Here is a 23,438-nt window from a genome sequence, read left to right as displayed (position 1 = left end):
CTTCTCATTGAGAGGGGCTTATAAAGTGACTCTTCTTTATTAAAGTCATTAAACAACAGATTCTCTCTTTATATCAAAAATATCAATCTGTTTTGATTCCAGAAGATCTTGTAAATAATCTGAGCCGTGTTTTTCAGCTACTTGCAATTCTCCTTCGGATATAGGTAAAGCCATTAGCCAAGTAACATTTTTGTTACTAAATTCAAGTAGTTCTAAATCTTCCTCCCATAAAAATGGGGGAACGAACATAATATGTTTCATGTCGGTTTCCTGATCATACATACTAATCACATTTTTAAAAATAACACCTGGTGCACAAGTGAAATTTGAGTTGATTATATTAAAGGCACAAGTTGATAAAACATTAGCATATATGTCTGAAGCTGACTCCATTGCAGCTACGATTTCTATCCGCAACGGAGTGCCATTCACCTCATAATTAATAGAATGATCCGACAAACCTAGAGTTGAATATGACGTGATACCTTCCTGAGGCTGGTCACTAACCGATAAAATATCTATGCTGCTATTCTTGTTATCATCCCAATATTTCGTAACCTTCGGTTTCCCCCCAAAAGCTCCTAAAACTGTTCTAGCAATTACTTTATTTTCTTGTGTTACGCCCATTAGACAATCTCTCCTTAATCTCCAAAGTAATCATCCGTCATATCTTCCCCTTTATGACTCCTATTGGAGGAAGGTAATTCGGGTTGATAGTGGTCTGGATTATTATGTTCATCTAAAAATTGCTTTCGACTAATATTTCTTTCCATCGCACTTTGTTGATGTTTTCTAAATTCATAACCTGGTTTATGACCCATATCCCATGGTTCATCTTTTTTCATTACTTGTTTTGTTAACGGGTCTTTAACAGATCCGGTTGAATCCTTAGCATTTTCCCAAACCTTATCTCTAACGCCTTTACGGAAATAAGTTGGTCTTTTGTACGTTTTAGGAACTTTAGGTTTTTTGCTGGTGTTAGTCGATGCTTCGCTAACTCGAGAACTTGATTTTGCATTAAGCTTTTTGTTAATTCCGCGAGCTCCGAAAGGAACCAACATTGCCATTGCACCACTAAGGCTCTGTTCTTGCCTCTCTTTGGAGACTTTATTCCCGAACATATCGCGTCCTGTTATAGCTTCACTAAAACCATTTGCAGAAGCAAGTCCATAAAGTCCTTTGCTGGAGTTTTGAAGGGCATGGAATGTCTTAGGTGTTTTATATACATCGAGAGCTTTGTCTGCTCTATACAATGCTTTACTTGTTGAATAAACAGCTTTTCCACCTTTAGCTAATTTACCTGCCCATCCTACGATAGGGATGTATCCTGCCGCAGCCATTGCACCGGCAGCGACCCGTTGTCCAGCAGTTAGCTTTTCGCCGGTAACAGGATCAACCCCATCAGCGGCTCTTTTATAATCATAATATCCAGAGACCTCTCCTGTAAAATTACAAACAGCATCCCAAGACTTTTCATACCATGGTCTGTTCGCCAGTTCTTCTTGTTCTTTTGCAATTCTTCTTTGTTCCGCCTGTTGGTCCTTAAAAGAGATGTAGTCTGTTGATTGTTTCTTTACATCCTCAGTCATCTTGTGAATCTCACTGTCTCTATAAGCCTTCGCATTATAGTGAATAGGAGAGGCGCTTTTGCCTTTTGCTGTCGCATTCATTAAAGCTTGATAATCAGCTTGAATCATTTGTTCATTTGCTTCTGATAGTCCGTATTCTGATGTTAAGTTTTGGTCAACTTCATCCATTTTCTCAATGGCTTCTTTTCGTTTCTTTTCGGCAGACGAAAGTTCATTTTTAAAAGTTTCTGTCGAGAACAGATCCAAAGGCAGTATATCGTTGATATCATTTAATATATCTTTCATGGCTTTTTTCTGTTCAGACATAATGGATTTTGATTTGGTGTAGGCGTTAGCAAGCTCATGCGCTAAAAAGGTTTCTTCTATGTAGGCATCTGATAAGTTGGCATCTTCTAAAAAACCAGGAATACTCGTTAAGAAAGAAATTTTCATCTCAATTAAATCAATCCATTGGTCAGCAATGCCAGCTTGATCTTCATAAAATGATTTAATGTTATTAGCGCCTTTGCCTGAAAACTCGCTATCATCTAAATCTGCAACAGCTTTGAACGCTTTCTTTAATTTGACCATTTTACTTTTTAAATCTTTGTATTCCTGTGCTCGCTTTTCAGCCTCGGTGAGCAAGGTTTTGGCTTCAAATACTTTCATGATCATATCCTTTCATTTAATCGTCATAACAAAATATTACCATGGAAGAATGATGAAACTAACTGTTATGTGGATCAAATGGTGGAAATGAATCATTCGATCTGTGTCATTTTACCTATTTGTTAATCCTTTCAATGAAAGGGGACTTTCCAATTGTAACATCGCCATCATGAAAAAATTCGATAACGTAGCCAGATTCACTAAACATAAAAGTATCCGATCCAACGGCAGTTACATCATCAATTACGTTTAATGCATGCTCAAGACTGGTTTTTAATGCTGGCTGTTCTCCGTAACCCCAAAGAATAATAATGTTCCTATCTTTAAAATGGTGTTTAGCTAGCCAATCGTAAATCTCTTCCTCGTAATCTATAGATTGATGACAACAAACTTCTTCCCACTTGATTCGTCCCCAAGATGTAAGGGAAAACTGTTTGAAAGCAGTTCATAATATTTTGCCGTTAATTCTTCTGATAAGATTTCTTTGTTTTTCCCTAGAGCTTCTAAGCATTCATCAAATAAGTCCAAAATGTTCACCTCAAAAGCTTTAAGTATGATAGATTTTTTCAGTATTAGAAATAAGAAAAAGCCGTTATGAAACGGCTAAAGGGAATCAGAACTAATGTTGTTTATCGAATTAAACAAGGAATTCATGAGTAGGTGCGAGAGTTACATTCCGGGATGCTTCCTTCATTTCGCCATTATACATAGATCCGAAAAAGGCAAGTCCAATTAAAACGGCGGATAAACTGATAAACAATTTAGATTTCATACATGCATTCCCCTTTCGATATTTGCTTTTGAGCATATACCATCTTCTTGAAACAGATGATACTATCCTCTATTTTTCCATTATAATCGAAAAGGTTGCCTCCTAACAATGCCAGCTCTTCCAGATAAGGGTATCCTTTGCCGTTCTCTAAACGAGAAAAAATGTTGAGAAGTTTAGGTGTATCGCCATTTCTTATATAAAGAACGTCTAATGCTTCAAATAAGTTCATAAATAGTTCGTCTTTAAAATCTACAGCACTTCTGATTCCTTTGCGGAAGCAATCCATTGCTTGTTCTTTTTTGCCTTGTTTAAAATAAATCAACGCTAGGTCATGATAAGCTTGCGGAAGTACGTCAGAGTTAATTTTTCTGTATTGAACCAAGGCTTGTTCGATGTAACGAGCAGCCTTATTTAAGTTGTCCATTTTGTGATAGCAATTGCCGAGATTGAAAAACGCAGTGGCATAGATATGAGTATTTTTACTTTTAAGCAGCTCGGCACCTTTTAAAGCTTCTTGAAGGTGGGGGAGAGCTTTTTCATGATTTTCAAGGTCATCGTAGTTACCGGCAATGACAAAATGGCACTGAATACGACGAACAGAGTAAAGCTCGTGTTTCTTATAAATGTTGTATGAAAGCTCAGCGTAATGCATCGAAATGTGTGTCATTTTCATATGATAATAGACTTCAGACAGTTTAAAATAAAACTCAGCTTTTTCAATCTTGTCGGAGATTGTAGGAATTTTGCGTTCAGCTTTTTTGTAATATGTAATGGCTCTTGTGTATTCACCGTTTCTAAACTCATACATCCCGCGGAAGAAGTTATAATAATATGCCCGCATATTGTCTAATTTTTTCTTATGGCCCTCAATTTTATTTAAATATTCTGAAAGTTCCATTCGGTTTTCATCAGATGGCAGCGTGTATTCCAACATAATTTTATGGCGAAAGGCCATTAGTTGATAATAAATAAGCAAGTCTTGATCTTCTTCCATAACCTCTATATCACGTTCTATTTCAGCTTTTAACATTTCAGCATCAGTTACGTTGAATTTTTGAATATGCCTATGCCATTCATTAATCTTCATTCCCACTTCAGCTGATGTGATTGATATCAAGATATTCACCCTTCCCTTAACTCTACTAGTACTGTAAATATTAACAAGTTTTCGTTCGCAGAAAAAGGAAATAGGGCACCGCAATTTAAATTTTCGGTGAGACCGCAATAACTTTTTGCTTTAGAGAGTTATGAAATTCCCTCCTGGGAGTACCATGACTTGGCATCAAAAAACAGGGAATTTCGGTCATTCTTGTGATAGTTTAAAATTGAAAACATCCAGAAAGTCCAGCGTTAGTCGTTTTGAGGGCTGAGTGTGCATGTACAGCTAAACGCAGAACTGATTCTGGATTTTTCTTGATAAGAAAATTACTTACCTACCCACTAAAACTTAACCAATTAATTAATTAATATTCATTTGGATATATGAAAAAGTAATTAGACATTCACCGCCTTCTTGCTCCCGCAATACATTATGATAAATGCCTTTGGAGGTGGATTTTTTGACTGAGTTATATGCCAAAAGTGATCTTGAAAAAATTAAAGAAACGTTACCTGATTGGCAAATGAAGTCGTTTAACTACTTAACGGAAAAAATAGGCGATAAAGAAAATAAATTTCCTTGTATACCGGGAAGGGTAGCATTTTTAAGCGACCAGCTGCGGATTGCTTTTGTCGGTGATCCTAGGAATCCTAGAACTGCGAAGGAATTAGCGCCGTTGCTTACTCGGTATGGAACTATTTCACGAGAGACAGGAAAGTATGCATCATTAACTATAATATTTCATACACCAGAAGACTTGCTTAGTGATTACAAAATTGAGGATTACGAATCGTTGTTTTGGCAGTTTCTAAATTCATTGAGCATGGAAGATCCAGCTGATTGGCCAGATTATATACCAGAAAATCCAGAGCACTTTCAATGGGAATACTGTTTTAATGGAGAACCATATTTTGTTCTGTGTGCTACACCAGCTCACAGCAAAAGAAAAAGCAGAAGTTTTCCTTATTTTATGTTGACGTTTCAGCCTAGATGGGTTTTTGAGGATCTAAATGATACTACTGCATTTGGACGAAATATGAGTAAGCAAATTCGAAAAAGGCTTGAGGCATATGATGAAGTACCTATCCATCCGCATTTAGGATGGTATGGAAAAAAAGACAATCTGGAGTGGAAACAGTACTTCTTGCGAGATGATGAAAATCAAGTGTCACAATGCCCTTTTATGAAAATGAAGAACTTATTCAAAAAGAAAAGGTCTGATTAAATTGTTTAAAACCTTATGTGGAAGGATGGATTGAATGGCTTATATCTTCACATAAGGTTTTAATTGATGATAAATCTGTGTGCTCTGACTAAATACGTATTATCTCGAATTATTATCGATTCTACATATTCACAAAAATTATTTAATGTTTTTTTCTTGAAATTAGAAATTAGCGTTTATGATCTCCGTTGCTGTAGTAGCAAAGTAGCGATGGAGGAAATAATAAAAATGGAAAACCTCTATCTGGTTACACAAGCTTTTAGCGGGTTTTACAATTAATCAAAATAAATTGATTTATTTGCTTGCATTAATTTAAAAATCATGAGTATAATAAATACATCAAAAAAAATTGATTAAAGAAGGCGATATGAATGGATGAGACGAAATCAGAACTGCTACGGAAATATGAACAAAAATTTAAGGCTCTTGCTGATCAGAAACGATTAGAGATCATGTATGAACTTTGTCAAAGGGGAAAAACCTGTGTTTGTGATCTGACTGAGATTTTTGAGGTGACGCAATCTAAACTTTCTTATCATCTAAAAATTTTATTGGATGCCAACTTAATAACGAAAGAGACAAAGGGAACATGGAGTTATTATGATCTAAATGATGAGGAAGTAAATGGTTTATTATCAGAAGAGCTTTGTTGTGTATTTAGAAAAAAAGGTGAAGGAGATTGTTGCTAAAAAAAATTTAGGCATTAAATCAATTTTTTTTGATTAATAGATAAGAGGGGGAATTAAAATGAAATATGTTCATGTAGGGATTAACGTTGTCAACTTAGAGAATTCGATCAGTTTTTATGAAAAAGTTTTTGGAGTAAAGGCTGTAAAAGTAAAAACAGACTATGCAAAGTTTTTATTAGAGACTCCTGGACTGAACTTCACTTTAAATGTCGCAGATGAGGTGAAGGGAAATCAAGTGAATCATTTTGGATTCCAAGTAGATAGTTTGGAAGAAGTTTTGAAACACAAGGAAAGGCTTGAAAAAGAAGGGTTTTTTGCACGTGAGGAAATGGATACGACTTGTTGTTATGCAGTCCAAGATAAATTTTGGATTACTGATCCAGATGGAAACGAGTGGGAATTTTTCTATACCAAATCGAATAGCGAGATTCAAAAACAAGATTCTTCCTCTTGTTGTGTAGCACCACCAAGTGATAGTACAACGAACTCTTGCTGTTAGTAAAAAAGGTGAGGATAAAGTAATGAAACGTTTATCTTTTTTAGACCGTTATTTAACCATCTGGATTTTTCTTGCGATGGCATTGGGGATAGGATTAGGTTTTATATTTCCGAGTTTTGTTGGTAGATTAAACAAATTCCAAGTAGGAACTACATCTATCCCTTTAGCTATTGGATTAGTATTAATGATGTATCCACCACTAGCAAAGGTTCGATATGAAGAAATTGGACGGGTATTTAAAGATATTAAAGTGTTAATTTTATCTTTAGTGCAAAACTGGATCATCGGACCGACTCTCATGTTTATTTTGGCTATCATCTTTTTGCCAGATAAACCGGAGTATATGATTGGGCTTATTATGATTGGATTAGCTCGCTGTATTGCGATGGTTATTGTTTGGAATGACTTATCAAAAGGTGATACGGAATACGCGGCAGGATTAGTTGCCTTCAACTCAATTTTCCAAATGCTTTTTTTCTCAGTTTATGCTTACATTTTTGTAACAGTTATTCCGCAATGGTTAGGGATGGAAGGAGCAGTAGTGAATATTACGATGGCAGAAGTCGCAAAATCAGTATTCATTTACCTTGGAGTTCCTTTTATTGCAGGAATGGTGACACGTTATATTTTTGTAAAAGTGAAGGGCAAAGAATGGTATGAAAAAGTGTTCATTCCTAAGATTAGTCCAATTACGTTAATTGCTTTGCTATTTACAATTATCGTCATGTTTTCCTTAAAAGGTGATGTAATTGTTAGCTTGCCGTTAGATGTTGTCCGAGTTGCGATTCCATTATTGATTTACTTTGTTTTAATGTTCTTTGTTTCCTTCTTTTTAGGGAAGAAAATCGGGGCAAACTATGCTGTAACTACTACTTTAGCTTTTACAGCAGGAAGCAATAACTTTGAATTAGCGATTGCTGTAGCTGTTGGTGTATTTGGAATTCATTCGGGTGCAGCATTTGCCGCCGTAATTGGTCCGCTTGTAGAAGTGCCAGTCATGATAGCACTTGTTAAGGTTGCTTTATGGTTTCAACGAAAATACTTTGGAAGTCACTCGATGTAGAGGTGGAATATATGGAGAATAAAATCATTTACTTTTTATGTACAGGGAACTCTTGCCGGAGCCAAATGGCTGAAGGATGGGCTAAACAATATTTAGGTGATGAGTGGAAAGTGTATAGCGCGGGGATAGAAGCACATGGATTAAATCCGAATGCTGTTAAAGCGATGAAGGAAGTTGGTATAGATATCTCTAATCAAACGTCAGATATAATCGATTCTGATATTCTGAACAATGCTGATTTAGTTGTTACGCTTTGTGGAGATGCTGCTGATAAATGCCCGATGACGCCTCCACATGTAAAACGTGAGCATTGGGGTTTTGATGATCCGGCAAGAGCACAAGGGACAGAAGAAGAAAAATGGGCGTTTTTCCAAAGAGTTCGTGATGAAATAGGGAATAGGTTGAAGGAATTTGCTGAAACAGGGAAATAAATAAACTCTTTTGTTAAAGGATGCATATTTATATGTGTCCTTTTTTTATTAATGTCTAGCTATACGAACTTGACACCAGTGAAATGTCATTAACTATCTAACAATGAAAAACACTACTCCATTGTACTCTCAAATAATAATAAATCATTGAAAACTATAATAAGCGAATGTTGAGGCATAGAAAATAAAATCTTTTCTATTGAGGACCTAAAGGAGTGTAGAAAAGTCACAACAACTTTTTTTAAATTTTTTGCATATTCATTGAAACGTTTAATAACACTATAGTTTAATTTAAAATCTCCTCATTTGGACAAACAGCTGTTACATAGCATTACCCAAGGGGTGATGCATTTTATGAAAGTGATAATCATCGAGGGACCGCAAGCTGACAAATGCATTAACGATTGCTATCATTATTTAATAAAACTTTATAGGAAGGAGATTCAGGGTGATAGCAATATATGTAAGGGTATCGACCGAGGAACAAGCGATCAAGGGATCGAGCATCGACAGCCAAATCGAGGCCTGTATAAAGAAAGCAGGGACTAAAGATGTGCTGAAGTATGCAGATGAAGGATTTTCAGGAGAGCTTTTAGAACGTCCGGCTTTGAATCGCTTGAGGGAGGATGCAAGCAAGGGACTTATAAGTCAAGTCATTTGTTACGATCCTGACCGTCTTTCTCGGAAATTAATGAATCAGCTAATCATTGATGACGAATTGCGAAAGCGAAACATACCTTTGATTTTTGTAAATGGTGAATACGCCAATTCTCCAGAAGGTCAATTGTTTTTCGCAATGCGCGGGGCAATCTCAGAATTTGAAAAAGCCAAAATCAAAGAACGGACATCAAGCGGCCGACTTCAAAAAATGAAAAAAGGCATGATCATTAAAGATTCTAAACTATATGGCTATAAATTTGTTAAAGAGAAAAGAACTCTTGAGATATTAGAAGAGGAAGCAAAAATCATTCGGATGATTTTTAACTATTTCACCGATCATAAAAGCCCTTTTTTCGGCAGAGTAAATGGTATTGCTCTACATTTAACTCAGATGGGGGTTAAAACAAAAAAAGGCGCCAAAGTATGGCACAGGCAGGTTGTTCGGCAAATATTAATGAACTCTTCCTATAAGGGTGAACATAGACAGTATAAATATGATACAGAGGGTTCCTATGTTTCAAAGCAGGCAGGGAACAAATCTATAATTAAAATAAGGCCTGAAGAAGAACAAATCACTGTGACAATTCCAGCAATTGTTCCAGCTGAACAATGGGATTATGCTCAAGAACTCTTAGGTCAAAGTAAAAGAAAACACTTGAGTATCAGCCCTCACAATTACTTGTTATCGGGTTTGGTTAGATGCGGAAAATGCGGAAATACCATGACAGGGAAGAAAAGAAAATCACATGGTAAAGACTACTATGTATATACTTGCCGGAAAAATTATTCTGGCGCAAAGGACCGCGGCTGCGGAAAAGAAATGTCTGAGAATAAATTGAACCGGCATGTATGGGGTGAAATTTTTAAATTCATCACAAATCCTCAAAAGTATGTTTCTTTTAAAGAGGCTGAACAATCAAATCACCTGTCTGATGAATTAGAACTTATTGAAAAAGAGATAGAGAAAACAAAAAAAGGCCGCAAGCGTCTTTTAACGCTAATCAGCCTAAGCGATGACGATGATTTAGACATAGATGAAATCAAAGCACAAATTATTGAACTGCAAAAAAAGCAAAATCAGCTTACTGAAAAGTGTAACGAAATCCAGTCAAAAATGAAAGTCCTAGATGATACGAGCTCAAGTGAAAATGCTCTAAAAAGAGCCATCGACTATTTTCAATCAATCGGTGCAGATAACTTAACTCTTGAAGATAAAAAAACAATTGTTAACTTTATCGTGAAAGAAGTTACCATTGTGGATTCTGACACCATATATATTGAAACGTATTAAAGAGGGGTGTATGCACCCCCCTTTTGTAATTACAATCTCATTTTCAATACACCTCGCAGCATACGTCGCCAGCTTTGTCCCTTTACCAGCGGAATAGCTTTCAATTCCTTTTATCAGCCCGATCGTTCCGATGGAGATTAAGTCCTCTGCATCCTCACCTGTATTTTCAAATTTTTTCACAATATGGGCGACCAAGCGAAGATTATGCTCAATCAGCATGTTTCTGGCATGTTCATCCCCTTTAGCCATGAGCTCTAAGTATTTTTTTTCCTCGCTGCTTGAGAGCGGTTGTGGAAAGGCATTGTTTTTCACGTAAGATACTAAAAAGACAAGCTCTTTAACAACAAAGCCGAGCGCTGCGAAAACACCTGTCACCATCGTCACCTCCACAAAAGTATGTAGGCAAAAGCCTATATGTAAATGTATGTGACCGGGAGGCTGTCTGTGTCTGTACCGGGAAATTTCTCGCGGGGGAGTCCGGCTTTTGTAAGCAGCATACTAACTTCAAATGTTAAAAATAATCTTTATCAAGCGCCCATACATTGAAATGAACAAAGGTATGGGGGGATGGGAATGAAAAAATGGATGGCAGGCCTGTTTCTTGCTGCAGCAGTTCTTCTTTGTTTAATGGTTCCGCAGCAGATCCAAGGCGCATCTTCGTATGACAAAGTGTTATATTTTCCGCTGTCTCGTTATCCGGAAACCGGCAGTCATATTAGGGATGCGATTGCAGAGGGACATCCAGATATTTGTACCATTGATAGAGATGGAGCAGACAAAAGGCGGGAGGAATCTTTAAAGGGAATCCCGACGAAGCCGGGCTATGACCGGGATGAGTGGCCGATGGCTGTCTGCGAGGAAGGCGGCGCAGGGGCTGATGTCCGATATGTGACGCCTTCTGATAATCGCGGCGCCGGCTCGTGGGTAGGGAATCAAATGAGCAGCTATCCTGACGGCACCAGAGTGCTGTTTATTGTGCAGTAATAAAGAAGAGGCTCTTTCTTGAGCCTCTGTTGTTACAATCCTTCGCCGAGCTGAATTTTCGGGGGATAGGTTTCTGCTTTTCGCCAATATTGGCGTGTGCCTTCGTCCCGTACAACGATGCCCAGCTGTGCCAGTTCGAGACGGAATTCTTCAATATCGTCTTTTTCTTCGTCCTGCAGCGCTTTGTGACGAGCTTTTAATAAGGCATGGGCGCCTTGCGATAGGTCTGGTGCATCAGGAATCCATCGGCGAAATTGATCTTTAAACGGATCACCATCTGTTGCCCATTCGTAATGATGCTGTCTAAAGGCCTTCTCAACGTTTACTGGTTTTTCATCAATTTCTTCCCGTACCAATTCATATCCGGCTGTTCCCAGGAGGACAAGCCGTTTGTGATCCATAAATACAAGAGCGATGTCATCGGAATGAATTGTTTGCACTTTTTTTCCTTTGATGAATTCCACTGTGTGATCTGTAATTTTGACAGACAGCAGCATTGCAATAACAGAATGAGCGAACCAAATCCCCGCACACATACCGAGAAGAGCAGTGATAAATGAAGCTGTAGATCCCTGAAAAGAGGTAATGAGCCGAAGTGGTCCTTCAAGAGGGATCCAGGGGAGGGATAATGCCCATTTCGCAATCTGCGGAATAAAATACCCGATTGCAAAACCGATGATTGCAAGTGCAGCGTATAAAAAGAATACAGCGGTTTTCGTAACTCCGATAAGAGTATGAGATTGATTCTGCAACATGTCACCTTCTTTTTACTAAAAAAATCGAATACCTTCCCATATTTTAACTTAAACTGATGGTAAATCAAGGATAAAGTGATAATTATGGATATAAAGAGATTCAGTAATAGAACTGGCAGGCACAGTCAGTCATGAAAAATAAAATTTACATGCGCAGACGATGTAAGCCCCATTTGTTTTCTGCGTATCACAATACAATCCAAAGGGAACATAAAGAGTAAAGGCTTTTTAGACAATCAGGAGGAACAGATATGAAAATTGGATTAATCGGCTTAGGGAAAATGGGCATAAACATAGGAAAGCAATTCATTGACCGCAATCATCAAGCGGTTGGATATGATGTAAATCAAGCGGCTGTTGATGAACTGAAAGCATACGGGGCTGAGGGGACAACGAATCTTAAAGAGTTCATTTCTTTATTAGACCCGCCGCGTATCCTATGGGTTATGGTACCGCATGGCATTGTCGATGCTGTTTTGCGTGATGTATCACCTTTATTAAGTAAAGGCGATATGATTATCGAAGCTGGAAACTCTCATTATAAAGAATCAATTCGCCGCTACAATCAAATGAAAGAAGCGGGTATCCATTATCTCGATGCCGGAACGTCGGGCGGAATGGAAGGCGCACGGCATGGAGCCTGTTTTATGGTGGGGGGCGATCATGAAGCATGGGAGATTGTGGAACCGCTTTTTCGTGATACTGCCGTCGAAAATGGTTATCTATACGCTGGTGAAGCGGGAAGCGGACATTTTTTAAAAATGATCCATAATGGAATTGAGTATGGAATGATGGCCGCGATTGGTGAAGGATTCGAAGTGCTTGAAAACAGCCAATTTGATTTTGACTACGAGAAGGTTGCCAGAGTGTGGAATCATGGTTCTGTCATTCGTTCTTGGCTTATGGGACTGACTGAGCGAGCTTTCGCTAAGGATGCGAAACTGGATCAGGTCAAGGAAAATGGACGGTGGAAACCGCGCTTGATCTGCAGACGGCAACGCCGGTCATCGCCATGTCACTAATGATGAGATACCGTTCTTTAACAGACGATACGTTTACAGGAAAGGTGGTTGCTGCGCTTCGAAATGAATTTGGAGGCCATGCGACAGAAAAAAAGTAAGGGGGCCAACAAGCCTCCTTATTTTTTTGGCACCTTCAGAAGATGAGGGAACTTTTTATAAATGACCACCATGATGATCAGAATATATGTACCGTAAATGCTGATAGACAATAATTTATTGCTGGTGAAATTGGCACCTGCAATAGTGACAACAATAATATTGGGGATTTTCCCTATTAAAGAAGCAAAGAAAAAAACATGCCAGCGAACCTGGCTCAGACCGCAGATCACATTCATTATAAGGGAAGGTATGACAGGTATCAGCCTTCCTAATAAAACAGCGGTAAAAGCGTTTTTGTTGAAGGAAGCCTCGTAGCTTTGTATGGCAGGATAGGCCTGAACTTTTTTTCTGGCCCAATCTCTAAAACTGTACCTGGCGAGAAAAAACAGCAATATTGTACCAAGCATTGAGCCGGTCAGTGTAATCCAAATTCCATTTGCAGTCCCGAACACTGCGCCATTTAAAGCAGCAATCAAAGCAAACGGCACTATTGGGAAAAAAACATCGGCAGCAATCAGCAGCATACTAAATAAAACGGAAAACATCCCTCCTGTTTTGATTGCATCAAGCCAAGCTTCTTTCTGAAAAAAACCGACTGCAATGATAGCGATAATCACAAGTATACCTATTACTTTTTTTAACATGTCTATGGTCACTCCCAACTTAGGTGATGTCAGGAGCCAAAACCTCCGTCATCTAAATTAGTATAACTGGTGCCATTTCAGCTGTTCAACTGAAAACCAGGTTAAGAACACAATTCTTTTTTACCTCATAAAAAAGGCTGTCCATCTCTCTGTTTTCTGCATTCTTATTAATAGGGAGGGATAGAAATGGTAACCATAAAAAAGGATTTTATACCGGTATCAAATGATAATCGTCCTGGCTATGCGATGACGCCTGCTTATATTACGGTGCATAATACAGCGAATACAGCAAAAGGCGCTGATGCGAAAATGCACGCCAATTTTGTGAAAAACCCGAGCACATCCGAAAGCTGGCATTTTACAGTTGACGATTCAGTCATTTATCAGCATCTCCCGATAGATGAAAACGGCTGGCATGCGGGAGACGGTACAAACGGGACAGGAAACCGCAAATCGATCGGGATTGAAATCTGCGAAAATGCTGATGGCGATTTTGAAAAAGCAACATCAAATGCCCAGTGGCTGATCAGAAAGCTGATGAAGGAAAACAATATTCCGTTACATCGTGTTGTTCCCCACAAAAAATGGTCTGGGAAAGAATGTCCGCGGAAACTCTTGAACCACTGGAACTCTTTTATAAACGGAATTTCTTCCTCGGATACACCTCCAAAAGAACCTTCACCATCATATCCTCTGCCGTCTGGGGTTATAAAGCTCACTTCGCCTTATCGAAAGGGCACAAACATTCTCCAGCTGCAAAAGGCTTTAGCTGCACTTCACTTTTACCCTGATAAGGGAGCCAAAAACAATGGCATAGATGGAGTTTACGGACCGAAAACAGCGAATGCTGTCAAGCGTTTTCAGCTCATGAACGGATTAACTGCAGACGGGATTTATGGGCCAAAAACAAAGGCCAAGCTTAAATCGAAGTTAAAGTAAATGCAGGATTTAACGGATAACCTGTTTCCAGTGCGGATTCAGGTTATTTTCTTTTCTTTGGTTTGTGTGTTTTTCAGATTGGAAAGAAGGGAATTTTAAAAAATCATCAGCTGCGCCGCAATGAAAGCAGAATGATATTCACTGAGGGGGACACGTTAACTATAGGAAAAAACAGTGATAGCGAAAAACTCTTCATTGAACGAAGAGAAACAGAGGTATAACATTAAGGTGAGGCTTTTGGGGGTGTAAAGATGAAACATTTTATCATCCTTTTCCTTCTGCTGTTTGTTACAGCAGGATGCGAGGGAAGGGGATACGAAGACGTTGTAGCATTTGGTGACAGCAATACGCGTGGCTCTAATTGGGATTATCGCGATTATCCAAAAGCACAGCAGTGGGTCAATATATTAAAAACAGCTGAGCGCGGTAACCTTGATATACTCAATGCGGGAATCGGCGGACAGACGACAGAGGATGCCCGTCTCCGATTTCAGACAGATGTGCTGGATCAAAAACCGAAGTATTTGTTTATTATGTTCGGCACCAATGACGCTGCCATACTGACTGAGGGGAAACCGAGAGTGTCGAAGCAGCGTTTTAGAGAAAATCTGGTTTATTTTATTGAAGAAAGCAGAAAACACGGGATCAAGCCAATCTTAATGACGTGTATCCCAATTATAGAAGGTAATGGGAAGCATCATTTTTTTTACTATTCCAGATATCAAGCAGCTGCTTTTGAACCAAAAGGCGGAGCAAGGAAATGGCACAACTCATATAACGATATTACAAGAGATGTGTCGAAGCGCCTGGATGTCCCTCTTGTAGATAACTGGAAGCATTTTATAGAAGCAGACGGCGGAAAAGCAACTGATGAAGCGCTTATCCAATCTGGTCTTATAGATCCTTCTGGAAATCATATGACACCTAAAGGGGCAAGGATCGTATATGAAGGAATACAAGATGGGCAGATCCTGCAGCGTTGAGCCGGACAACCGCCTAGTCCGATTTATTTCTCCTACATAGGCTGTTATAAAACCTTATTAAGGAGGCGCTTCACATGTATGGCGCAGGCAGAGCATATGGATACGCTTTTATTGTTGTTTTAGTTGTTGTTCTCCTTGTTGTGGGCGGCATATACTGGTTAGCATAATAACCGGCCCTTTAAAACACCTCTTTTTAGGGGTGTTTTTTGCTGAAAATAGTAGTAAAGCGCGCAGCCAAAGTGATATAATATCAGTCATCTGAGTAAAAAAAGGAAATACGCCCGGAAAAAATAGACAAATTCCTATTAAGAAGATACGGAAATAATATGTCCGAGCGATCTTCTTTTTATTTCGTTTTCAATTAACTCGATAAAGTCACGGTTTAAATTCATTTCGGTGGCTTTGAAATAAGATTCTATTAGTAATTCATCAGACAGTTTTCTCATGCTAGGAACCCAATTAATGGGAGAGGCACCTCCTTAAAAGTTGGAATCATTCATGATTTTAACGCATACAATGATAAGTTGCGTTCATCTGAGGTTGAAGTTATCTTTAATCTACCATGAAATGCATATAAGAACAATCGTTCTGTTATCCACACCAAAAAGTGGATAACTTGTGAGTATCGTGTTTATAATTTGTCTAAAGAGTGATGTAATAAGAGTGGATAGTGTGTGTAAATTTATCCACACCTGGTGAAGAAACCCAATTTTTGTCGAAATTTTTTTGCTCAGTTTTTCTTTAGGCGCAAGTTCGATTTTTTTCGACAATCATTTTGAAAGAAAGAAAAAGGGAAGGGTGCGGGTTTTGTTAAAAAAGTTTTTTTTACCTGACGAGTTTGTAAAAAATATTTTTCATATTACACCTGAGAAATTAAAGGAACGAAATGTAAAAGGGATTATTACTGACCTGGATAATACGCTTGTTGAATGGGACAGGCCGAACGCGACGCCGCGATTGATCGAGTGGTTTGAAGAAATGAAGGAACACGGCATTAAAGTGACAATTGTCTCTAATAATAACGAAAGAAGAGTGAAACTTTTCTCAGAACCGCTTGGAATCCCATTCATCTATAAAGCAAGAAAACCGATGGGTAAAGCCTTTAATAGAGCGGTGCGTAATATGGAGCTAAAAAAAGAGGACTGCGTTGTCATTGGAGACCAGCTGCTGACCGATGTACTCGGGGGAAACCGAAACGGCTACCATACGATTTTGGTCGTGCCAGTCGCTTCCTCTGACGGATTCATTACGCGCTTTAACCGCCAGGTCGAACGCAGAATACTGAGTGCTCTCAAACGAAAAGGGCACATTCAGTGGGAGGAGTAAGAAATGGAAAAGGTTGTTTGTATCGGGTGCGGAGTTACGATCCAAACCGAGGACAAAACAGGTTTGGGGTACGCGCCGCCTGCATCGCTTACGAAAGAAAATGTGATTTGCCAGCGTTGCTTCAGACTGAAAAACTATAATGAAATACAAGATGTCTCCTTAACTGATGATGATTTTTTGAACATTCTTCACGGTATTGGAGAAACGGACTCTCTTGTCGTAAAAATTGTTGATATTTTTGATTTTAACGGCAGCTGGATTAATGGGCTGCAGCGCTTGGTGGGGGGAAACCCTATCTTATTAGTTGGCAATAAAGCGGATATTTTGCCTAAGTCACTGAAAAGAGAGCGTCTGATCCAATGGATGAAGCGTGAAGCGAAAGAGCTTGGCTTAAAACCGGTTGACGTATTTTTGGTCAGTGCGGGACGCGGCCAGGGAATAAGAGAAGTAATTGACGCGATTGAGCATTACCGCAACGGAAAAGACGTCTATGTTGTTGGATGTACAAATGTAGGAAAGTCAACCTTTATTAACCGGATTATTAAAGAAGTGTCAGGTGAAGAAGATATTATTACAACATCCCAATTTCCTGGCACAACCCTTGATGCGATTGAAATCCCGCTGGATGACGGTTCATCGCTTTATGATACACCGGGAATTATCAACAACCATCAAATGGCGCATTATGTCAATAAAAAGGATCTGAAAATATTATCTCCTAAAAAGGAGCTGAAGCCTCGCACATTCCAGCTTAATGATCAGCAAACACTGTATTTTGGCGGACTTGCAAGGTTTGATTATGTGTCTGGGGAAAGATCTCCTTTTATTTGCTATATGCCGAATGAGCTGATGATTCATAGAACAAAACTTGAAAATGCAGACGCACTTTATGAAAAGCATGCAGGGGAATTGCTCACACCTCCGGGTAAAGATGAAATGGATGAGTTTCCTGAATTGGTTGCCCATACGTTTACGATAAAAGACAAAAAGACAGATATCGTTTTCTCTGGGTTAGGCTGGGTTACTGTCCATGATGCCGATAAAAAGGTAACTGCATATGCGCCAAAAGGCGTTCATGTATTTGTTCGGCGTTCATTAATTTAAGAAAAGGGGAGAGGAGTATGAAAAAGCTGTACGGGGTTATCGGAAATCCTATTGGCCATTCTATGTCACCTGATATTCATAACGCATCATTGAAAGACCTCGGGCTTGACGGACATTATCATGCCTTCAAGGTAGAAGAGAATGATCTGGAGGATGCGGTAAAAGGAATAAGAGCTCTAGGCGTACAAGGAATCAATGTGACTGTTCCGCACAAGGTTTCCATTATGGATTATTTGGATCATATTGATGAGAGTGCAAAAGTGCTCGGTGCCGTAAACACGGTCAGAAGAGAGGGAGATAAGCTTGTCGGATACAATACCGATGGGGAAGGCTTCGTGAAGTCATTAATGAAGGTATTAGACAAGCCCATCTCTGAACTGTCATTCTTAATGATCGGCGCTGGCGGAGCGGCGAGAGCCATTTTTACAACAATTGTCCGAAATACCCCGAAAAAATTTGACATTTGCAACCGGACGTTAGAAAAAGCAAAGCGGCTTACAGAAGCTACTCCCTCGTTTCACAATAAAGAAGTATTAAGCATAAAAGAAGCAGAAGAACGTCTTGAGCAGTATGATGTTATCATCCATACAACGTCTGTGGGCATGTATCCGAACGTGGACGATGTGCCGCTTTCATTACAGCGTGCCGCGAGCAGTGCTGTCGTATGTGATATCGTGTATAATCCAATACAGACGGCCCTTTTAAAAGAAGCAAGCCAAAAAGGTTTGAAAACACTCGACGGTGTGGGCATGTTTGTTGAACAGGCAGCATTGTCTTTCCAATTGTGGACTGGACAAGAGCCTAATATTGAAAAAATGAGATCCATTGTAATAGGAAAATTAGGAGGAACAGAATGTTAACAGGTAAACAAAAACGTTTTTTGCGTTCAAAAGCGCATCATTTAACGCCGATTTTTCAAGTAGGTAAAGGCGGAGTAAACGACAACATGATTAAACAAATTGCTGAGGCGCTTGAAGCGAGAGAGCTGATTAAAGTCAGCGTGCTTCAGAATTGCGAAGAGGATAAAAACGATGTAGCGGAAGCTCTTGTAAAAGGAAGCCGCTCTCAATTGGTGCAGACAATCGGCAATACGATTGTGTTATATAAGGAATCAAAGGAAAATAAACAAATCGAGCTTCCTTAAAGGTGGTTGAAATGAAGAAAATCGGAATTTTCGGAGGCACGTTTGACCCTCCGCATAATGGTCACCTCTTAATGGCTAATGAGGTGCTGTACCAGGCGGGGCTTGATGAAATTTGGTTTATGCCTAATCAAATTCCGCCGCATAAACAGAACGAAGACTATACCGACAGCTTTCATCGCGTGGAAATGCTAAAGCTTGCAATTCAATCTAATCCGTCCTTTAAGCTGGAGCTTGTTGAAATGGAAAGAGAAGGGCCATCATATACCTTTGATACCGTTTCTTTACTGAAGCAGCGTTATCCAAATGATCAGCTGTTCTTTATTATCGGCGCTGATATGATTGAATATTTGCCGAAATGGTATAAGCTGGACGAGCTGCTGAACCTCATTCAATTTATTGGAGTAAAGCGCCCCGGTTTTCATGTTGAAACCCCTTATCCGCTTCTCTTTGCAGACGTTCCGGAATTTGAGGTATCATCAACTATGATAAGGGAACGGTTTAAAAGCAAGAAGCCCACTGACTACTTAATCCCTGATAAAGTGAAGAAGTATGTAGAGGAGAATGGTTTATATGAATCGTGAGGAGGCACTTGCATGCGTGAAGCAGCAATTGACCGAACACCGATATATCCATACGGTTGGCGTGATGAACACGGCGATCGAACTTGCGGAGCGTTTTGGAGCCGATTCTAAAAAAGCGGAAATAGCGGCAATCTTTCATGATTACGCCAAATTCCGCCCGAAAGAAGAAATGAAACAAATTATTGCGCGTGAAAAAATGCCTGCGCATTTATTGGATCATAATCCGGAGCTCTGGCACGCTCCGGTCGGCGCTTATTTGGTCCAAAGAGAGGCAGGGGTTCAAGATGAAGACATTCTTGACGCCATTAGGTATCATACCTCAGGCCGCCCCGGCATGACACTTTTAGAAAAAGTCATTTACGTTGCCGATTACATTGAGCCAAACCGGGCATTTCCCGGTGTCGATGAGGTGCGTAAGCTTGCTGAGACAGATTTGAATCAAGCGCTGATTCAGTCCATTAAAAATACAATGGTTTTTCTTATGAAAAAAAATCAACCGGTTTTTCCAGACACATTTTTAACGTATAACTGGCTTGTGTCTGGCAGCTGAACAGGAGGAATTTGTGAATGAACCAAAAGTCCATTTTAAAGATCGCAGCTGCGGCTTGCGATGATAAACGGGCAGAGGATATTTTAGCACTGGATATGGAAGGTATTTCTCTGGTTGCTGATTATTTTCTGATCTGCCACGGAAATTCAGATAAACAGGTACAGGCGATTGCCCGTGAAATCAAGGATCAAGCTGATGAAAACGGCATTCAAGTCAAAAAGATGGAAGGCTTTGATGAAGCAAGATGGGTTCTCGTTGATCTAGGCGATGTAATTGTCCATGTCTTCCACAAGGATGAAAGAAGCTACTACAACCTTGAAAAGCTGTGGGGAGACGCTCCACTCGCAGATCTTGATCTTGGAATGAATCAATGATTTATCAAGGCTTTGCAAGCGTGTATGACGAGTTAATGTCACACGCGCCTTACGATCAATGGACAAAATGGATTGAAGCATCTCTCCCGGAAAAAGGCCGTATTCTCGATCTGGCATGCGGCACGGGGGAAATCTCCATCCGGCTTGCCGAAAAAGGCTTCGAGGTTACAGGCATCGATCTCAGCGAAGAGATGCTTTCTTTCGCCCAGCAAAAGGTATCGAGTAGCCAGCCTATTTTATTTCTTCAGCAGGATATGAGAGAGATTACCGGCTTTGACGGTCAATTTGACGCTGTTGTGATATGCTGTGACTCATTAAATTATTTAAAAACAAAAAATGATGTGATCGAAACCTTTAAAAGTGTTTTTCGGGTATTAAAGCCTGAAGGCATTCTGCTGTTTGATGTTCATTCATCTTTTAAAATTGCGGAAGTCTTTCCGGATAGCACATTTGCTGACCAGGACGAAGATATCAGCTATATTTGGCAGAGCTTTGCCGGAAGTGACGAGCTTTCTGTCATTCATGATATGTCGTTTTTTGTGTGGAACGGAGAAGCGTATGATCGTTTTGATGAGACACACGAGCAAAGAACGTTCCCGGTGGAAGAATACGAAGAAATGCTTAAGAACTGCGGCTTTCAGCTCCATCGCGTGACAGCTGATTTTACGGATACCGAGCCATCAGCACAATCAGAACGCCTCTTTTTCAAGGCGCAGAAATCAAAAACCATCGTTTCCTAAAACGATGGTTTTTTAAAATGCTTTTTTATGCTTTTGCAGTACAGACGAACGTTTGACATACTCGTCTACACATGAAACTGCTTTTTCACTGCGGAAATATCCTCCTCGTACTTCATATGAGTATTTTGAAATACCCGGTGAAACATATCCTGCACACCGCTTTCCAGCGCTTTAATGCCTTCTCCCGTTACACCGCCTTTAACGCAAACCTTTTCCTGTAATGCAGGCAGGGTATACAATTCGGTTTCTAACAGTTTTCCCATTCCGACAAGCATTTCCTTACACATCAAAATCGCGTCCTGTTTAGACACTGATGTTTCCGAAACAGCTGCATCTATAAACCGCTGAATCAGATAGCTCATAAAAGCGGGGCCGCAGCTTACGATGTCTGATGCAACCCTCGTGATGTCACTTTCAATTTGCAGCGGATGAGAGATATGCTGCATCAGCTCATTGATTTTCGCTTTTGCAGATTCGCCGCAGCTTGTGCCGAAAGTGACGAGAGAAACACCTGCCAGCGCTCTGTTCGTAATACTTGGGATCACTCGCGCCACTTGACACGGCACATATTGTTCGAGCTGTTCGGTTTGAACGGGGCTTGTAATTGAAATGAGAATATGATCTTTTCTTAAATAAGGTAACGCTATTGCCAGTAAAGGATATATATCAAGCGGCTTAACACAAATAAAAATCATCTCGTTCTCAGAAACGAGCTTTTCGAGACTTTCGGTAACGTTTATGCTGTTGTAGCGGTTTTTTATGTGCAACGCTTTTTCAATTGTGCGGTTTGTGATTGTTATGTTTGAGGGATCGGCCGCTTTTGATTCAATAAATGATTCGATAAGGATCGTACCCATATTTCCTGTGCCGATAAAGCCTATCTTCAATGGTTTCCCCTCCTTTGAGCTATTATCCTCTAAACCATATGTGTTATGAAAATAAAATATGACGAAAGCGGGGAACATGCACGATGAATTGGTTGAATCAGCATAAGAAAGCAATTATTTTAGCGGCTTCTGCGGCTGTTTTCACAGCGATTATGATCTTTCTGGCCACAGGGAAAAATAAAGAGCCGGTGAAGCAAGCTGTACCAACAGAGACAGAAAATACAGTGGTAAAGCAGGAAGCAAACAACGACGAGTCAAATGAAACAATTGTGATAGACATCAAAGGTGCTGTTCGGCATCCTGGCGTTTATGAATTGCGAACAGGGGACAGAGTATCTCAGGCAATTGAGAAAGCGGGCGGGACCAGTGAACAAGCAGACGAAGCGCAAGTAAATTTGGCGGAGATTCTGCAGGACGGGACAGTGGTGTACATCCCGAAAAAGGGAGAGGAAACAGCAGTGCAGCAAGGTGGCGGAGGGTCTGTCCAAAGCGATGGAGGGAAGGGAGCGCTGGTGAATATCAATACAGCAACCTTAGAGGAGTTACAAGGCATCTCAGGGGTGGGGCCATCCAAAGCTGAAGCTATTATTGCATACCGGGAAGAAAACGGGCGTTTCCCAACAATTGAAGATATCACTAAGGTTTCAGGAATAGGTGAAAAGTCATTTGAGAAAATAAAGTCTTCCATTACAGTAAAGTGATTTGACGGTCATGCATTATGATAGGTAAACTAAAGGTCAGGCAACACAACATTTGGAGGGAACAACGTGGAACGAATTTCATGGAATCAATACTTTATGGCTCAAAGCCATTTATTGGCGCTGCGCAGCACATGTCCGAGATTATCTGTCGGCGCTACTATAGTCAGAGACAAACGCATGATAGCAGGAGGCTACAATGGGTCAATCGCGGGCGGCGTACATTGTGCAGATGAAGGATGCTTAATGATAGATGATCATTGCGCAAGAACCATTCACGCTGAAATGAATGCGATTCTTCAATGCTCTAAGTTTGGGGTGCCGACTGATGGAGCCGAGATTTATGTGACGCATTATCCGTGCATTCAATGCTGCAAATCTATTATTCAAGCTGGTATCAAAACGGTTTATTATGCTGAGGATTACAAAACACATCCGTATGCGCAGGAATTATTTGAACAGGCGGGTGTAACTGTTGAACAGGTTGAACTCGATGAAATGATCGTTGATCTGAAAAACAGAGAAAAGCTTTCATTTGTAGCGGGTCTTATAGGGAAATTGGCCGATGCCGGTTTAGCGGAGGAAGAATTGAAAAAGATACATGAACAGGCGAATACACTTTTCACGAGCTACGTGTGATGA

The 23,438-nt window shown here is 39.9% G+C and carries 28 protein-coding genes and 3 pseudogenes; 21 read left to right on the top strand and 10 right to left on the bottom strand.

The window, feature by feature from the left end; translation table 11 throughout:
* Nucleotides 1–48: 48 nt before the first annotated feature.
* The 5 genes from yqcF to rapE form a co-directional block, all read right to left on the bottom strand.
* A complete protein-coding gene (gene yqcF / locus MHB62_RS12800; protein ID WP_009967790.1) occupies nt 49–627 on the bottom strand; it encodes a type VII secretion system immunity protein YqcF in 579 nt (192 codons plus the stop codon).
* Between the two features lie 14 nt (nt 628–641).
* Nucleotides 642–2,237, bottom strand: coding sequence for an LXG family T7SS effector endonuclease toxin YqcG (gene yqcG, locus MHB62_RS12795; protein ID WP_004399034.1), 1,596 nt, complete (start codon nt 2,235–2,237; stop codon nt 642–644).
* A 369-nt stretch (nt 2,238–2,606) separates the two neighbouring features.
* Entirely contained in the window at nt 2,607–2,765 is a 159-nt protein-coding gene (locus tag MHB62_RS12790) for a hypothetical protein (protein ID WP_003245945.1), read from the bottom strand.
* Nucleotides 2,766–2,874: 109 nt separating this feature from the next.
* Nucleotides 2,875–3,009, bottom strand: coding sequence for a phosphatase RapE inhibitor PhrE (phrE, locus tag MHB62_RS12785; protein WP_004398770.1), 135 nt, complete (start codon nt 3,007–3,009; stop codon nt 2,875–2,877).
* Nucleotides 2,999–4,126 carry a response regulator aspartate phosphatase RapE gene (gene rapE, locus MHB62_RS12780; protein WP_004398842.1) on the bottom strand — a complete coding sequence of 376 codons (1,128 nt, stop codon included), beginning with the start codon at nt 4,124–4,126 and terminating at the stop codon, nt 2,999–3,001. Before rapE ends, phrE begins: the two co-directional genes overlap by 11 nt.
* A 442-nt stretch (nt 4,127–4,568) precedes the next feature.
* Between rapE and MHB62_RS12775 the strand changes: the two genes are divergently transcribed.
* The 7 genes and pseudogenes from MHB62_RS12775 (at nt 4,569) to spoIVCA (ending at nt 9,966) form a co-directional block, all read left to right on the top strand.
* Nucleotides 4,569–5,333, top strand: coding sequence for a YqcI/YcgG family protein (locus tag MHB62_RS12775; protein ID WP_017696291.1), 765 nt, complete (start codon nt 4,569–4,571; stop codon nt 5,331–5,333).
* Nucleotides 5,334–5,704: 371 nt separating this feature from the next.
* Complete coding sequence (gene arsR, locus MHB62_RS12770) at nt 5,705–6,022, top strand: arsenical resistance operon transcriptional regulator ArsR (RefSeq protein WP_029318103.1); 318 nt, start codon at nt 5,705–5,707, stop codon at nt 6,020–6,022.
* 58 nt (nt 6,023–6,080) lie between these two features.
* Entirely contained in the window at nt 6,081–6,521 is a 441-nt protein-coding gene (locus tag MHB62_RS12765) for an ArsI/CadI family heavy metal resistance metalloenzyme (protein ID WP_032722151.1), read from the top strand.
* A 22-nt stretch (nt 6,522–6,543) separates the two neighbouring features.
* Nucleotides 6,544–7,584: an arsenite efflux transporter Acr3 gene (gene acr3, locus MHB62_RS12760; protein ID WP_032722149.1), complete on the top strand. Its 1,041-nt coding sequence runs from the start codon at nt 6,544–6,546 to the stop codon at nt 7,582–7,584.
* A gap of 11 nt (nt 7,585–7,595) precedes the next feature.
* The gene (locus tag MHB62_RS12755) at nt 7,596–8,015 is read left to right on the top strand and encodes a thioredoxin-dependent arsenate reductase (RefSeq protein WP_004398596.1); all 420 of its coding nucleotides are present in this window, start codon (nt 7,596–7,598) and stop codon (nt 8,013–8,015) included.
* A 354-nt stretch (nt 8,016–8,369) separates the two neighbouring features.
* Nucleotides 8,370–8,548: pseudogene (locus MHB62_RS12750) on the top strand (hypothetical protein).
* Nucleotides 8,506–9,966, top strand: coding sequence for a site-specific DNA recombinase SpoIVCA (spoIVCA, locus tag MHB62_RS12745; protein ID WP_223257626.1), 1,461 nt, complete (start codon nt 8,506–8,508; stop codon nt 9,964–9,966). The pseudogene MHB62_RS12750 and the gene spoIVCA overlap by 43 nt, the downstream one beginning before the upstream one ends.
* Before the next feature lie 27 nt (nt 9,967–9,993).
* On the opposite strand, the pseudogene MHB62_RS12740 reads toward spoIVCA, so the two are convergent.
* Nucleotides 9,994–10,344: pseudogene (locus tag MHB62_RS12740) on the bottom strand (sigma-70 family RNA polymerase sigma factor); the annotation flags it as partial.
* Between the two features lie 195 nt (nt 10,345–10,539).
* Here MHB62_RS12740 and nucB point away from each other — a divergent pair.
* Nucleotides 10,540–10,950: a sporulation-specific Dnase NucB gene (nucB, locus tag MHB62_RS12735; RefSeq protein WP_009967785.1), complete on the top strand. Its 411-nt coding sequence runs from the start codon at nt 10,540–10,542 to the stop codon at nt 10,948–10,950.
* A 32-nt stretch (nt 10,951–10,982) separates the two neighbouring features.
* Here nucB and MHB62_RS12730 read toward each other — a convergent pair whose 3' ends face one another.
* Nucleotides 10,983–11,705 carry a hypothetical protein gene (locus MHB62_RS12730; protein ID WP_010886572.1) on the bottom strand — a complete coding sequence of 241 codons (723 nt, stop codon included), beginning with the start codon at nt 11,703–11,705 and terminating at the stop codon, nt 10,983–10,985.
* 251 nt (nt 11,706–11,956) lie between these two features.
* Between MHB62_RS12730 and gnd the strand changes: the two are divergent.
* Nucleotides 11,957–12,825 (top strand): annotated as a pseudogene (gene gnd, locus MHB62_RS12725) (phosphogluconate dehydrogenase (NAD(+)-dependent, decarboxylating)).
* An 18-nt stretch (nt 12,826–12,843) separates the two neighbouring features.
* On the opposite strand, the gene MHB62_RS12720 reads toward gnd, so the two are convergent.
* The gene (locus tag MHB62_RS12720) at nt 12,844–13,470 is read right to left on the bottom strand and encodes a TVP38/TMEM64 family protein (protein ID WP_015714297.1); all 627 of its coding nucleotides are present in this window, start codon (nt 13,468–13,470) and stop codon (nt 12,844–12,846) included.
* A gap of 186 nt (nt 13,471–13,656) precedes the next feature.
* On the opposite strand from MHB62_RS12720, the gene cwlH reads away from it, so the two are divergent.
* Together cwlH and MHB62_RS12710 are read left to right on the top strand one after the other, a co-directional pair.
* Entirely contained in the window at nt 13,657–14,409 is a 753-nt protein-coding gene (cwlH, locus tag MHB62_RS12715; RefSeq protein WP_032722147.1) for an N-acetylmuramoyl-L-alanine amidase CwlH, read from the top strand.
* A gap of 251 nt (nt 14,410–14,660) precedes the next feature.
* A complete protein-coding gene (locus tag MHB62_RS12710; protein WP_032722145.1) occupies nt 14,661–15,392 on the top strand; it encodes an SGNH/GDSL hydrolase family protein in 732 nt (243 codons plus the stop codon).
* Nucleotides 15,393–15,697: 305 nt separating this feature from the next.
* On the opposite strand, the gene MHB62_RS12705 is transcribed toward MHB62_RS12710, so the two are convergent.
* Entirely contained in the window at nt 15,698–15,838 is a 141-nt protein-coding gene (locus MHB62_RS12705; RefSeq protein WP_003226124.1) for a sporulation histidine kinase inhibitor Sda, read from the bottom strand.
* Nucleotides 15,839–16,199: 361 nt separating this feature from the next.
* Between MHB62_RS12705 and MHB62_RS12700 the strand changes: the two genes are divergently transcribed.
* From MHB62_RS12700 to MHB62_RS12665, 8 genes are read left to right on the top strand one after another with little or no spacing between them, the layout of a single operon-like run.
* Nucleotides 16,200–16,718: a YqeG family HAD IIIA-type phosphatase gene (locus tag MHB62_RS12700; RefSeq protein WP_003226126.1), complete on the top strand. Its 519-nt coding sequence runs from the start codon at nt 16,200–16,202 to the stop codon at nt 16,716–16,718.
* A 3-nt stretch (nt 16,719–16,721) separates the two neighbouring features.
* Complete coding sequence (yqeH, locus tag MHB62_RS12695) at nt 16,722–17,822, top strand: ribosome biogenesis GTPase YqeH (RefSeq protein ID WP_003229966.1); 1,101 nt, start codon at nt 16,722–16,724, stop codon at nt 17,820–17,822.
* A gap of 17 nt (nt 17,823–17,839) precedes the next feature.
* Nucleotides 17,840–18,682 (top strand): shikimate dehydrogenase, encoded by an 843-nt coding sequence (aroE, locus tag MHB62_RS12690; protein WP_003229967.1) that lies wholly within the window; start codon nt 17,840–17,842, stop codon nt 18,680–18,682.
* Nucleotides 18,676–18,966 carry a ribosome assembly RNA-binding protein YhbY gene (gene yhbY, locus MHB62_RS12685; protein ID WP_003226133.1) on the top strand — a complete coding sequence of 97 codons (291 nt, stop codon included), beginning with the start codon at nt 18,676–18,678 and terminating at the stop codon, nt 18,964–18,966. The genes aroE and yhbY overlap by 7 nt, the downstream gene beginning before the upstream one ends.
* An 11-nt stretch (nt 18,967–18,977) precedes the next feature.
* Entirely contained in the window at nt 18,978–19,547 is a 570-nt protein-coding gene (locus tag MHB62_RS12680; RefSeq protein ID WP_004398676.1) for a nicotinate-nucleotide adenylyltransferase, read from the top strand.
* Nucleotides 19,537–20,097 carry a bis(5'-nucleosyl)-tetraphosphatase (symmetrical) YqeK gene (gene yqeK, locus MHB62_RS12675; RefSeq protein ID WP_004399059.1) on the top strand — a complete coding sequence of 187 codons (561 nt, stop codon included), beginning with the start codon at nt 19,537–19,539 and terminating at the stop codon, nt 20,095–20,097. Before MHB62_RS12680 ends, yqeK begins: the two co-directional genes overlap by 11 nt.
* 17 nt (nt 20,098–20,114) lie before the next feature.
* Nucleotides 20,115–20,471 carry a ribosome silencing factor gene (gene rsfS / locus MHB62_RS12670; RefSeq protein ID WP_014480315.1) on the top strand — a complete coding sequence of 119 codons (357 nt, stop codon included), beginning with the start codon at nt 20,115–20,117 and terminating at the stop codon, nt 20,469–20,471.
* Nucleotides 20,468–21,211 carry a class I SAM-dependent methyltransferase gene (locus tag MHB62_RS12665; protein ID WP_003229973.1) on the top strand — a complete coding sequence of 248 codons (744 nt, stop codon included), beginning with the start codon at nt 20,468–20,470 and terminating at the stop codon, nt 21,209–21,211. The genes rsfS and MHB62_RS12665 overlap by 4 nt, the downstream gene beginning before the upstream one ends.
* A gap of 65 nt (nt 21,212–21,276) precedes the next feature.
* On the opposite strand, the gene comER is transcribed toward MHB62_RS12665, so the two are convergent.
* Nucleotides 21,277–22,098, bottom strand: coding sequence for a late competence protein ComER (comER, locus tag MHB62_RS12660; protein ID WP_032722142.1), 822 nt, complete (start codon nt 22,096–22,098; stop codon nt 21,277–21,279).
* A gap of 83 nt (nt 22,099–22,181) precedes the next feature.
* On the opposite strand from comER, the gene comEA reads away from it, so the two are divergent.
* Nucleotides 22,182–22,799 (top strand): competence protein ComEA, encoded by a 618-nt coding sequence (gene comEA, locus MHB62_RS12655; protein ID WP_032722140.1) that lies wholly within the window; start codon nt 22,182–22,184, stop codon nt 22,797–22,799.
* Nucleotides 22,800–22,865: 66 nt separating this feature from the next.
* Nucleotides 22,866–23,435, top strand: a complete 570-nt coding sequence (locus MHB62_RS12650) for a ComE operon protein 2 (protein WP_003229978.1) — start codon at nt 22,866–22,868, stop codon at nt 23,433–23,435.
* The last annotated feature ends 3 nt before the right edge of the window (nt 23,436–23,438 follow it).

Origin of the sequence: Bacillus sp. FSL K6-0255, assembly GCF_045040725.1 — a bacterium.
In the GTDB taxonomy this organism is placed as follows: Bacteria; Bacillota; Bacilli; order Bacillales; family Bacillaceae; genus Bacillus; species Bacillus subtilis.
Note: the sequence above shows the minus strand (reverse complement) of the source record. Positions and strands in the feature narration are given on the sequence as shown.